The following is a 12029-nucleotide window of genomic DNA, read 5'->3' as shown; positions in this document are numbered from 1 at the left end:
TTTGTAAGAACAAAAACATTAAATTCCATAAGTTTAAGGCTAAAAAGACAACGACCTTATTTCTTAAAGTTGTAATTGACATACAAATATTCCTATGTGCTTTTTTCATAAGTCAGTTAACACTATCATTAATAATATTTATAAGTTTCTATTAAATAAGTGACATAATTTTAATGTAAAATATTGTTTAATATCAATGATTATAATTTCCTATAGACTCATAAATTATTTTCTATCAAAACCAATAATTAGCAAAGTGATTTTTACTTATAAATAATATGAGATTTATGTAATCCAATCATGACATGATACTGAATATCAATTAATAATAGATATCTTTTAATAGATTGTACTATCTAAATGTTATCATGTCAATACTATATTCAAATTATAATTCTGTAAATCAACTTGAAAAGATAAAAATAGTTTGGAGCGTAGGTTATAAATGAAAGTTTAAAACAAGGATATAGAGCGGTAATAGTTGTTGTTTAAAGCCCATTTTAAATATATAATAAACTGAGGCAGGTGATTTTAATGTATTCTTATAATGATATGGCTTTAGAAGAATTGAATAAATGGAAGATAGAAATGAAAAAAAAATCCACATTAGTTGAAAAGGTATCAAAGGGTATTCAAAATAAATTTAATGGAATATTACCCGAAAAATATCATGAAATAATAACTTCAGCTATAAAAAATATGATTAAAGTAGTTTTAGTTGGGTCTAAATATATTACGAAAGAGCCCTCTATAAATTTATCTCTTCAAGAAAGAGAAGAATTAGTTGCACAAAAAACCAAGACATATAAAACTACTGCTATGGTAGAGGGGGCAGGAACAGGGGCAGGTGGATTCCTTTTGGCACTTGCGGACTTACCTTTACTTTTAAGTATAAAAATTAAATTTCTTTATGACATTGCTGCAATTTATGGATTTGACGTTAATGATTATAAAGAAAGAATTTATATATTATATGTATTTCAGCTCGCTTTTTCTAGTAAGAGTAATGTAAATGAAGTATTTGATAGAATGGAAAATTTTGAAGAATATTATAGTACATTGCCCAAGGATATTAATTCTTTTGATTGGAGAGCGTTTCAGCAAGAGTATAGAGATTATATTGATTTAGCAAAACTATTACAGCTGGTTCCTGGAATAGGGGCCTTTGTAGGAGCTTATGTTAATACTAAATTTATTGATAAACTTAGCGAAACGGCTGTTCAAGCTTATCGTATGAGGATATTATAACTCTAAAGTATGCTGAAAATATGATAATAAAATAGCCCTCAGCACTAAGTAGAGAGTGTATATTACGCAAAGAATAACCAGCTACAATTTGCATTTCCAAGAGTATTTCCGTTATGGTTTCATCCATTATCAAGGTTTGTAGCACCATTATTTGTATTCTTAATGGTAGAGGGATTATTCCACACAAAAAATAAATTGAAGTATAACCTTAGATTATTCGGATGGGCTATATTTATGGAAATTGGGAATTTTATAATAAATAAAGGGTTAGTGTCAAAAGAAGTTGTAGTTAACAATAATATATTTATGACACTGGCCCTAGGACTTACAATACTTAATTTGTTTGAGTTTAGCAAAAATAAGGAAGGCGCTAAAAAGGTAGGAATAATAGTGTTTTCAATAGTTCTTATTCCATTGGGAGTGTTTACAGAGGGTGGGATGGTTTTGATACCATTTGCATTAATAACATATTTTTTTAGAGAAAATAAGAAAAAAGCTATTATAGGATATTTTGTATTATTTTTAGCTTTGGCTCTTATGAGTTATGTGCCATATGATACATTTCAAGAGACAATAGAAATGTTAATGTTTAATTCAGATTTCTTATTTATAACAGCAGTTCCATTTATGATTTTATATAACGGAGAAAGAGGGGTTAACAATAAATTTAGTAAATATTTATTTTATGTTTTTTATCCATTACATTTATGGATATTAGCCATAATGGAATTTGTATTAAAGTAATGGAATAAATTGTATCACCTGGCTAAATTACATTAAATATTTATTAGTGTAGTAAGGAGTTGAATAAATTATTCAGCTCCTTATTTTGGTTTGTATTAGAGCAAAACTTGAGGGGATAGACTGAAATATTTTTGAATGTTTTAAGGATTTATAGAATTTCATTTAAAATAAACAAATATTGACAAATTGAAAAAGGTAGCTATAATAAGGGTAAGATGGGTTTTTATGATATACAGTTTAGTTCATTATATATTTTATGTAAAGCGTAAAGCTGTAAATTAAAGTTATTTTTAATTTTTATAAGAATTTAAAAATCATTGGAGGCAAGTATGAAAAAAATATTATTATATTGTTTGACCATTCTGTCATTATTAGTTTTATTAGTGGGATGTTCAAAGAAAGTGAATGATAGTAATAAACCTGAAATGTTTAAGAGTGATAAACTTGGGTTTTCAATTGTTTTCCCAAAAACTTGGAAGGATAAATATAGGGTTGAAGAAAATGATATGGGGATAACTGTGTATTTTAAACCAAAGGAAAAAGCAGAAGGTGGATACGGTAAACTATTTGCTTTTATTAATAAGAATTCAGCTAATTTCTATGAAGATAGTCTTGATACAATTTGTGATCAACGATATTTTGAAGCAAAAGGTGCTACTTATGTTATAGGTGGACCAACAGATCTAAATTTCCCGGAAGAGCATCCAGAATTTAATACCTTTTTAAAGATGAAGGGAGAACTAAAAGAAGTACTAAAGACATTAAAAATAATAGATAAGTAACGGTTTTTATAATAAACAAATGAAAGGAGATTATATGATTAATAAAGAAAAACAAAAGCTTATGAATGTATGGGACAAGGTTGCAACTAGATTTGGTAAAATTGGACCTAATTATTGGCAGAGATTTGGCAATAGATTAGTTGAACTTTCAAGTATTAACAAAGGTAAAAAAATATTAGATATTGGAGTAGGTAGGGGAGCTTCATTATTTTCTGCAATAAATAAAATAGGAAAAGAAGGATATGCTGTAGGTATAGATGCTTCAGAAGTTATGGTAAGTGAAACACATAAGGATATTGAGAAGCAAAAAATAGATAATGCCAAAGTAATAAAGATGAATGCACAAACATTAGAATTTGATGATAATTTTTTTGACAATGTTATCTGTGGGTTTGGAATCGGGTATCTTTTATATAGTGATAGTAAATTAACAGAAATACTAAGAGTACTTAAAAAAGATGGACAAGTAGGCTTTAGTATATGGGCTATACAAGAAGACCAAAAGTGGCTAACAAAGATAGTTAACAAATATTTACATATAGATTCCTCAAATCAAAATAACAAATCAGGTATTCCCAAATTTGATACAGCCAAAGATGTGAGAAAAATATTAGAAAATACAGGTTTAAGAAATATTAAGGTTTATAAGGAAAATGCAGATGTGATTTATACAACTAAAGAACAATGGTGGGAAGAAATGTGGTCTAATGCAGTAAGAGCAGTTTTTGAGGCAGTAGAAGAGCTAGGTGATGATAAATTTAAAGAGTTTAAAGTAGAGGTATTTAATGGACTTGAAATGTATAAAAATATAGATGGGTTGCATTTTAATATGCCAGTGATATATGCATTTGGAGAAAAATAAAATACAACTCAAGGTTATAATTAGATAATGATAATAAAGATGGTTATTTAATTATTACTCAGCTTTTCAAGTAAATATTCCCCTTTAAATACTCCTATTAAAAAGATTAACACCATAACAAATAGCATCAAAAATAGGAATGGTTTACTGCAAGATAGCATGTTTGAACCTAAATAGCAGGAAAGTACTAATGCAGGAATTCTTCCAAAAGTTGAGTATACTAGGAATTTTTTTAGAGACATTTTTGAAATACCACAGGCGAAAATTAATGAGTCTCTTGGTATGCCTGGTAAAAAATAAATTAGAAACACAATAAGATTTAATTTTTTTGAGTTCAAGGCTGCTTCAATACTTTTCAATTTTGTTTCAGAAATAAATTTGTTAACAAGCGGTCGTCCATACTTTTTTGAAAGTAAAAATAGTAATATAGATCCAAGAGTTATTCCGATAAGAGAAAGAATAGTTGCTCCAAGGGTGCCATATATCCATCCACCAGTAGCTTGAATTACTTCGCCAGGAATGAAAAAGATTGTTACTTGAAGAAATTGAGAAAGTATAAAAATAAATATTCCATAGTATCCAAAGGAAGTTATGAAATTTTTAAATTCTTCAGGGCTTTTTAATACAAATAAATATTGTCTATATTTACAACCTAATATTAAGGTGATTATAATTAATGTGGATATTAAAATTAAATTTCTGTGTTTTTTTATAAATTGGCTGAGCTTCATATGTGTACCTCCGTATTTTAAATATCAAATTTAGTGCATGGTTTAATTTGTTGTCCAATGATTATTATAAGAGTTTTATAAGATTTGAACAAGCGATTAATATAACATTTACATTACATTATTGAAATGTTAGAAATTTTTAACCACTTTGTAAATAATAAAACCTAAAATACAACCTAATGTATTTAAAATAATATCATTAATATCTAAAACACCCACGTTTAGAATAAACTGACCCAGTTCAATACTCCTATACTTTAATCATAATTTTATAAGTGTATCTTTATTCAATTATACAGAATGTTAACATGAACTTCAATATTTATAATAATAAGGAGAAAATGGTTATAGTTATTTTTTACATTGATAATATAATATTTTACAATTAAAATAGGAATTACTTACTTAGGGGAGAAGTTAATAAAATAATTATTTCTTTTTATATGAAAAATGAAAGCAAGAGAAATGAGGAAAAGAAAAAATACAAAAGTTAGAGAAATTAAGGGGGGAATTATAGAAATATGAGTAGCAATATATTTAGTTCATTCCCTAAAATAATCACTAAAAGATTAGTATTGAGGGAAATAACAGAGCAAGATGCAGAAAGCATATATAAACTTTTAAGTAATCCTGAAGTGATTAAGTATGATACCTTTGAACTTTTTACGGATATAAAACAAGCAGAGGACTTGATTGAATGTTTTAATGAGGCATTTAGGCAAAAACGAGCCATATTTTGGGGGATTTCTTTGGGGAATCAGTCTGAAATTATTGGGTTTTGTAAGTGTGAAATAGAAATTCCTAAAATAAGAGCAGATTTGGGATATGATTTAAGACCTGAATATTGGAATAGGGGAATTATGACCGAAGCTCTAGGTGCAGTAATGGATTTTACATTTAGTAAAATCCATGTTAATAGAATAGAAGCCTCAGTATCTTATGGAAATAATGCATCAATTAGGGTACTTGAAAAATTAGGTTTTATAAAAGAGGGAGTTTTGAGAAAGAGAAGCTATTGGGGTGGTAGTTATCATGATATGGTAATGCTTTCTATATTAAAAAACGAGTATTGATATATAGTTAAATTTGATCTTATTTTATTTTCATATGAGTAAAAATACGGGGGGGTAATTCAGTGATAGAAATAGAAAAAATAGTAAATGAAGAAATAAAATTCAATTTACATAAAGAGTACATTAACACCTTAGCAGAGCCAATAGATGGGTTTTGGGAAAATGTAATGATTGGTAGATCAGAATGCTATGAAATTATTTATGATGAGAAAGTAGCAGGGCATTTTTTTGTGAATTCAAGCAAAACTTTAGTACAGTTTCATGTTTTGAAAGGGTACTATACATGTGCAGCAGAAATTTTTGAATATGTTATTAAAAGTGATATAGTAGAAAATGCTGCTGTTTCAACTAAAGAACCAGATTTTTTGTCTTTGTGTCTTGATTATCAAAAAAGTGCAGTGACGGATAGTTATCTTTTTATTGATAATAAAAAAATCAAATATGAATTAGAGGGTTTTAAAAATCTGTCTTTCAGGTTAGCCAAAACAGTTGATATTGAAACTATAAAAAACAAATGCGATGCTGCATTTGACGGCTATTATGAAGATCTAATAGAAAATGATCAGATATTTGTATTATATGATGATTCCAGTTTGCTCGGAATAGGTGAATTTAGAATAATGAAATCAAATGGAAGATTTGGAGATATAGGAATGATTGTAGCAGGAGAATATCGCGGAAAAGGAGTAGGGACATATATCATCACAAAGCTTAAAGAGCAATGTTATAACAATAAGCTTAAACCTATGGCAGCTTGTGACATCACAAACATATCATCTAAGAAAACATTAGAAAAATCGGGATTTATTAGTAATCATAGAATTTTACGTGTGAGTTTTGAATAGATCTTTCGTGGTTAGCTAGGAGCTGGGTATGGGGCGGTACTTTTAAATAAAGCAGATAAATTTGCAAAAGAGGGGTTAGATATGAATAATATTATTAGTATAAAAGATCAACATATACTGAAATGCTCGGCACTTTATATAAAAGTCTTTAACGCTGAACCGTGGAATGATAAATGGACACTAGAAACTGCTCATAAAAGACTAAATGATATTTATATTTCGACCAATTTTGAAGGTGTTTTATATGTTGAAGACGAACAAATAAAGGGTGCTATTTTCGGGAACTATGAACAGTTTTATGATGGAGTCCATTATAATTTGAGAGAAATGTTTATTTCTAATGAGTTACAGGGACAAGGGATAGGTAGTAAACTGCTCAATGAATTGGAAAAGCGATTAAAAGGAATTGGTGTAACTACTATTATTCTATTTACTTCAAAAGAAAACAAAACAAGTGAGTTTTATTTAAGAAATAATTTCACTGAATGGGATAGCATGGCTATGATGGGTAAGGATCTATAAACATTGTTGATTTAAAACATGTAATACATAAAATGTTTCTTATTAAATATATTGACAATAAATATAAAATAATGTAATATAAAGTTATAAGTTATTTTAATGGAGGTAAAACTATATGAGAAAGCTAATTCTTAACGTTGTAAGATAATACAATTTAATATTTTATCTAAAAGATGTTTTGCTTATTTATAATGCAAGTTTATTTATAGTATCTTTTGTAATTTTAATACTGACCGTATATATGCATACTTTTATATGTGTGTATTTTATTTGGAGAGGTGTTGAAAGTTACTTAGGGCTTAATAAGTATAGTTAAAAATCTGTTTATATCAGGTTTGTTGGTGTTGCATTTTTTTAGATGAATATAGTGTTAAGGAATAGTTTCAGCGTTTATGCCTTTTATGAATAATCTTCTTAAAAAATCATAGAATTATTTTATGTTTTATTTTTAAGTTGTATATTTGTATTTTGTTATGATTATAAATGCCGTACTTACTGTGCGGCTTTTTTTATACCTTCAAATTATCACATAAAGATTGTTAAAATGCAGTATGCCTTTTGTGATAGGGTTAATAGGAGAGTATTGCCTATTTAATTTGAGGTATTGCAGCATAACAAAAATCCTGAGGTTGTAATGAAATTTAATTTCGTTACAACCTTATTTTTTTTGCAGTGAATTTATTAGTAATAATAGGTTTTAAAGTGAGATAGTGTTTGGAGCAACATATGATTTTATTCTTACTTTTAACTACGGTAGGAGGTGTGTTCATGCCAGTGATTTAAATATATGACATAAGTGATAACAAATTAAATTTTAGGAGGGAATAATTAATGAAAAATATATTTGAAATAGAATGCAGGGATATAGTTTTAAGAGAGCTAGGAATTGACGATTTAGATGCACTATATAATCTTACGCTGCAACCAGAAATAACTGATTTCTTACCAGATTGGAAAGCTACAAAACAGCAACGAAGGGACTGGCTAATAAATTTTCATATGAAAAACAATAGAGAGTTTTTTCAGGCTGTTCCAAGTATTGATAAAGAAGGTTTAATACTTGGAATTATCTTAAAGGAAACAAATGAGTTTATTGGTTGGTGTGGTTCTTGTATTAAAGATGAACTTCCACCTCCCAATAGAGAGATATTTTATGCGATTTCAAAGGATTATAGAGGTAAGGGTTATACCTCGCAGGCATCACAAGCTTTAATAAAATACTTATTTGAAAGGACTAATATTGAGGAACTTAATGCAATAGCACTGCTGCATAATATACCTTCAAATAAAGTAATACAAAAATGTGGATTCAATCAGATAGGTACCATAGAGGTTGATAATGAGGAATTCAACTATTACAAGCTTATGAAGAAAATACTGTAGTTATTTTAGAAATTATAAGTTGAAACTTGATAAATAAATACTTTTATAAAAGTGAAAAAGGAGAGAATAGCATGGTAACAATGACAAATGCTTCTACAACTACAAAGGAATTTAATGCTCAACTTAATGAGTTAATTATGCATGCATTCGATTTTAGTTTTGACAAATGGCATGCTAAAAATGTTTGGAATGACGACTATGAGATTTATTCAATAATTGAAGATGGGGTTATGCTAGCCAATATATCGGTGACTAAAATGAAGATGGTTATAAATGGTGAGAAACGTGATTATTTACAGTTTGGATCAGTAGCAACAAGAGAAGAACATAGGGGTAAAGGGTTATCTAAAAAACTTATGGAACATATTTTTAGTATATACCCAGATACACCTTGCTTTCTACATGGTGGAGATAGTGTTGTGGGGTTCTATCCAAAATTCGGGTTTAAACCTATTACTTATAAGCAGCCATATATTGAATATAAGTTAAATAATAGTGGTGAAATGACAAAGCTAAATATAACTAATCCAAAGGTTGATAAGTATTTAAAAGAACGTACTCAATACTCAAAGGTTTTTGATTGCATAAATCAATATTCTATTAACTGGTTTCATTTGATTTACGGTCACCAAAATAATACCTATGAAATACCTCAGCTTGACATAATGCTTGTAGCCCATCAACGAGATAACAAACTTACAATTTATGATATTGTTGCTTCAAGACCTGTAAGTTTTGAACAAATTGCGCCATATCTTTACTTTGAGGGAGTAGATATTATTCAATTTGGTTTTAATCCTGACTGGTTGGGAATTGATTATAACATGAGAGAATACAAAATGGAGGATGAAAATCCATTTTTAAAGGGTGATTTTGGATTAGAACAGGAATACATGATACCTAGAATGATAACAACATAAGGTGTATTGAAAACAATTAATTAGGTACATGAAAATAAGTAAGAGGTCAAATATACTAGTAAAAAGCCTACATGTTGATTAGTAACTTGTAGAGGTGGTAAATATTTAGTTGCTGTAGATACAAGCAACATTGGTTTTAATGAATTTTTATCAGATTATTTATATAATCTTGAAAATCATAGTAATTATTTTGACATTTACAGTTCTTCACGCCAATGGATTATCAAATTGGACGAGATTCTTAATAAATTATTGACTTATAGCGTTAATGTGAAAAGCTAATAAGGCAGATTAAGTGTAAGTCAACGGTATATTTATATTAGGTAAAAAGAGGTGTCTGTTTGAAAAAGCTAATTATTATTAATGGAACAATGGGTGTAGGCAAAAGTACAGTGAGCAACATATTACTAGGTACCCTAAAGCCGAGCGTTTATTTAGATGGTGATTGGTGTTGGAATATGAATCCATTCGTTGTTTCAGAAGAAAATAAAAAAATGGTTATAAATAATATTACACATCTACTAAAGGCATATTTGGATAATTCGGGTTATGAGTATATCATATTTTGCTGGGTAATCCATGAGGAATATATATTTAGACAGCTTTTGGAACCATTAAAAAATTGTGACTTTGAGCTTTATAAAATTTCTTTGGTTTGCTCCGAAACAGCTCTTAAAAGCAGATTGGAAATTGATGTGCAAAATGGTATTAGAAATATTGATGTGATTGATAGAAGCCTGCAAAGACTTGATCTATATAACAATATGGATACAGTTAAAATTGATGTAAGTGATATTGACCCTAAAAAAATAGCTATTGAGATAGTTAAGTTAATAGAAAAGGGTGAAACAAAATGAAAGAATATAAAATTATAAAAATAGATAATTAAAACTATTCTATGCTTGATGATATGGGTTGGGTTTTGTGACTTTTTGGAAAGTTGTACAGCTTATTTTATGGAAAAGGTAAATAATATATAACGTTAAACCAGATTAATTGTAAATTAATAGAAAGATTATAGGGGGAAATTATAATGATTTATTATCAAAACAATGAGATTGTAATAAGAGATATCTGTTCAAGTGATGTAATTAACCTATTTTCATGGCAAATTGATAAAGAACTAAATAAACATGATCCAAGACCAATACCTAATAACAGCAAAGGGTTAATTGAAGAATGTATGGATTATTGTCATAGATTTGATACTGAAATAATGAGCGAAAATATTGAGGATATAGAATATAAATATTTTATAATTACAGATTATGAAGATAATGCTATAGGTTTTGTTAATTTTTTTGGTATAGATAAGCTTAAGAAGCAAGGGGAAATGGGAATTTCTGTAGGTGATAAAAGGTATTGGCATAAAGGAATTGCTTATACTGCAATAAAAACAGCAACTGATTATATATTCAATAATATGGACATAGATAGGATATATATTGAAACTGGTGAATGTAACAATCCAGCTTTGAGGCTATTTGAGAAACTGGATTTTAAAAAATGTGGTGAATATATTGAAGATGAAGATTTCAAGTTTATTGTAATGGAGAAGGTTAGTAGTAGGTTTTAGAGAGTGTCTTATATTCTAACTTAACAATAAAAGGTGCGATAATTTATATGAGTTCGCACCTTTTTTTATGTATTTAAAAATCAGTCATACATAATGGCTTCTCATCAGAGGAGAAAAGTATATTTAAAGTATTTAAATAGCCTTCATCAGATAACCGTACATGTCCATATTTATACAAAGATTTTAAGTCAACAGCACAAGTAATCAATGAAGAAAAATCAGCAATGTCCATAGTCAACTCCACATCGTAATCATCACTTTGAACTAGTAAAGAATTACCATTATTAAAGTGGATTACATAACTACCACAGTTCTCGGGAATGAAACTATCTAGTATAGAAAGTTTTAATTTGCAGTTTATATTATTAAAGTTATGATCTTTTAAATCTTCAAAAAGCTTAGGAATATTAATAACTCTATACATTATACCAGTTCCTTGGGTACTACATTCATGATGCAAAGACACCAAAAGTCTATCAGAATTATTTCTTGGATCATTCAAAGCAAATCTAAAGTTTTCATCTTGGGTGTTTATTATTACATATCTTATTTGGTCACTTTGTGAATTTAAGAAAGTCATAAGTTCTAGAAAAACCTCAGAATCCTCAAATAGCATTTGAGATACAAAAATATCATTTACAACGAAAGAACCCGTTTCTCCCTTTCGAAAGTGAAAAACCAAATAGCCTAAAATTGTATTACCTACTTTGTATCCTACAATTTTTGTGGATTCAAAGTTAAAAAGGCTATTAAATTCTTTTGGTGATTTTTCCATAAGACCATTAGTTTTATTTGCAATGCTGTTATAAAATTTGCACATTTCTTCAGCATCATCTTTACTTAAGAACTTAATGTTTTTCTTGGAATTTCCTTTTGGAAGATTACAAGGCTTAATTTTAAACTGATTAATGCTTGTACCAAAACCAAATCCCATTTTTTTATAAAAGTCAGGTCTAAAAGGATACAGTAAAACCATGGATGCTCCTCTTTCTTTATAATGATAAATAAAGAATTTAATAATTTCTAAAGCAACCTTCTCTTTTTTGTGAAGTAAATCTACAGCAACTGAACCAACCCCACCAGCAAAGATTTCCTGATTAAGTGAATTCATTTTAAAATCATGTAATCTCATTCCACCTATAAGATTTTCCTCATTAAATAAACCATAGAAATTCATAAAGTCATATTCATTTTGAACATTCATTATTTCAGCATGTTTTTCAAGTGGGACAGAAATTGCAGGGAAGGAATTAGCACGTATTTTAGCTAAGTCAGTTATTTGGGCATTGTCTAGTTTCTTTATGGAATACATGTATGGATACCTCCTTGATTTGTAAAACATA

General features: G+C 28.4%; 13 protein-coding genes and 1 pseudogene. 11 read left to right on the top strand and 3 right to left on the bottom strand.

Translation table 11 applies throughout. The annotated features are described in order from the left end of the window. Positions 1-534: 534 nt before the first annotated feature. The 4 genes and pseudogenes from Ctaglu_RS16110 (at position 535) to Ctaglu_RS16095 (ending at position 3636) form a co-directional block, all read left to right on the top strand. Positions 535-1248 (top strand): EcsC family protein, encoded by a 714-nt coding sequence (locus Ctaglu_RS16110; protein ID WP_125003525.1) that lies wholly within the window; start codon positions 535-537, stop codon positions 1246-1248. Positions 1249-1374: 126 nt separating this feature from the next. After that, positions 1375-1992 (top strand): annotated as a pseudogene (locus Ctaglu_RS16105) (TraX family protein); the annotation flags it as partial. A gap of 329 nt (positions 1993-2321) precedes the next feature. Then, on the top strand, positions 2322-2774 hold the full coding sequence (locus Ctaglu_RS16100; protein ID WP_125003523.1) for a hypothetical protein: 453 nt from the start codon (positions 2322-2324) through the stop codon (positions 2772-2774). A 34-nt stretch (positions 2775-2808) separates the two neighbouring features. Further along, positions 2809-3636 carry a class I SAM-dependent methyltransferase gene (locus Ctaglu_RS16095; protein WP_185732744.1) on the top strand — a complete coding sequence of 276 codons (828 nt, stop codon included), beginning with the start codon at positions 2809-2811 and terminating at the stop codon, positions 3634-3636. Positions 3637-3683: 47 nt separating this feature from the next. On the opposite strand, the gene Ctaglu_RS16090 is transcribed toward Ctaglu_RS16095, so the two are convergent. Both Ctaglu_RS16090 and Ctaglu_RS16085 read right to left on the bottom strand, forming a co-directional pair. Then, the gene (locus Ctaglu_RS16090) at positions 3684-4367 is read right to left on the bottom strand and encodes a TVP38/TMEM64 family protein (protein WP_125003519.1); all 684 of its coding nucleotides are present in this window, start codon (positions 4365-4367) and stop codon (positions 3684-3686) included. A 129-nt stretch (positions 4368-4496) separates the two neighbouring features. After that, entirely contained in the window at positions 4497-4607 is a 111-nt protein-coding gene (locus tag Ctaglu_RS16085) for a VanZ family protein (RefSeq protein WP_267901288.1), read from the bottom strand. A 281-nt stretch (positions 4608-4888) separates the two neighbouring features. On the opposite strand from Ctaglu_RS16085, the gene Ctaglu_RS16080 reads away from it, so the two are divergent. The 7 genes from Ctaglu_RS16080 (at position 4889) to Ctaglu_RS16050 (ending at position 10686) form a co-directional block, all read left to right on the top strand. Further along, positions 4889-5440 carry a GNAT family N-acetyltransferase gene (locus tag Ctaglu_RS16080; protein ID WP_125003517.1) on the top strand — a complete coding sequence of 184 codons (552 nt, stop codon included), beginning with the start codon at positions 4889-4891 and terminating at the stop codon, positions 5438-5440. Between the two features lie 62 nt (positions 5441-5502). Further along, a complete protein-coding gene (locus tag Ctaglu_RS16075; protein WP_125003515.1) occupies positions 5503-6285 on the top strand; it encodes a GNAT family N-acetyltransferase in 783 nt (260 codons plus the stop codon). Between the two features lie 81 nt (positions 6286-6366). Then, complete coding sequence (locus tag Ctaglu_RS16070) at positions 6367-6807, top strand: GNAT family N-acetyltransferase (RefSeq protein WP_125003513.1); 441 nt, start codon at positions 6367-6369, stop codon at positions 6805-6807. A gap of 831 nt (positions 6808-7638) precedes the next feature. After that, a complete protein-coding gene (locus Ctaglu_RS16065; RefSeq protein ID WP_125003511.1) occupies positions 7639-8190 on the top strand; it encodes a GNAT family N-acetyltransferase in 552 nt (183 codons plus the stop codon). 71 nt (positions 8191-8261) lie between these two features. Then, on the top strand, positions 8262-9110 hold the full coding sequence (locus Ctaglu_RS16060; RefSeq protein WP_125003509.1) for a GNAT family N-acetyltransferase: 849 nt from the start codon (positions 8262-8264) through the stop codon (positions 9108-9110). A gap of 341 nt (positions 9111-9451) precedes the next feature. Next, positions 9452-9967, top strand: coding sequence for an ATP-binding protein (locus Ctaglu_RS16055; protein WP_125003507.1), 516 nt, complete (start codon positions 9452-9454; stop codon positions 9965-9967). Positions 9968-10143: 176 nt separating this feature from the next. Continuing rightward, positions 10144-10686 carry a GNAT family N-acetyltransferase gene (locus Ctaglu_RS16050; protein WP_125003505.1) on the top strand — a complete coding sequence of 181 codons (543 nt, stop codon included), beginning with the start codon at positions 10144-10146 and terminating at the stop codon, positions 10684-10686. A gap of 73 nt (positions 10687-10759) precedes the next feature. Here the strand turns inward: Ctaglu_RS16050 and Ctaglu_RS16045 are convergent, their stop codons facing one another. After that, entirely contained in the window at positions 10760-11998 is a 1239-nt protein-coding gene (locus tag Ctaglu_RS16045) for a GNAT family N-acetyltransferase (protein WP_125003503.1), read from the bottom strand. Between the last annotated feature and the right edge of the window lie 31 nt (positions 11999-12029).

The organism is Clostridium tagluense (assembly GCF_003865095.1).
Classification (GTDB): Bacteria; Bacillota; Clostridia; order Clostridiales; family Clostridiaceae; genus Clostridium_AD; species Clostridium_AD tagluense.
This window is presented reverse-complemented; position numbering and strand designations above follow the sequence as displayed.

Coding starts and splice junctions, on each gene's coding strand:
- Ctaglu_RS16110 (WP_125003525.1), top strand. CDS start 535: ATGTATTCTTATAATGATATGGCTTTAGAAGAATTGAATAAATGGAAG.
- Ctaglu_RS16100 (WP_125003523.1), top strand. CDS start 2,322: ATGAAAAAAATATTATTATATTGTTTGACCATTCTGTCATTATTAGTT.
- Ctaglu_RS16095 (WP_185732744.1), top strand. CDS start 2,809: ATGATTAATAAAGAAAAACAAAAGCTTATGAATGTATGGGACAAGGTT.
- Ctaglu_RS16090 (WP_125003519.1), bottom strand. CDS start 4,367: ATGAAGCTCAGCCAATTTATAAAAAAACACAGAAATTTAATTTTAATA.
- Ctaglu_RS16080 (WP_125003517.1), top strand. CDS start 4,889: ATGAGTAGCAATATATTTAGTTCATTCCCTAAAATAATCACTAAAAGA.
- Ctaglu_RS16070 (WP_125003513.1), top strand. CDS start 6,367: ATGAATAATATTATTAGTATAAAAGATCAACATATACTGAAATGCTCG.
- Ctaglu_RS16065 (WP_125003511.1), top strand. CDS start 7,639: ATGAAAAATATATTTGAAATAGAATGCAGGGATATAGTTTTAAGAGAG.
- Ctaglu_RS16060 (WP_125003509.1), top strand. CDS start 8,262: ATGGTAACAATGACAAATGCTTCTACAACTACAAAGGAATTTAATGCT.
- Ctaglu_RS16050 (WP_125003505.1), top strand. CDS start 10,144: ATGATTTATTATCAAAACAATGAGATTGTAATAAGAGATATCTGTTCA.
- Ctaglu_RS16045 (WP_125003503.1), bottom strand. CDS start 11,998: ATGTATTCCATAAAGAAACTAGACAATGCCCAAATAACTGACTTAGCT.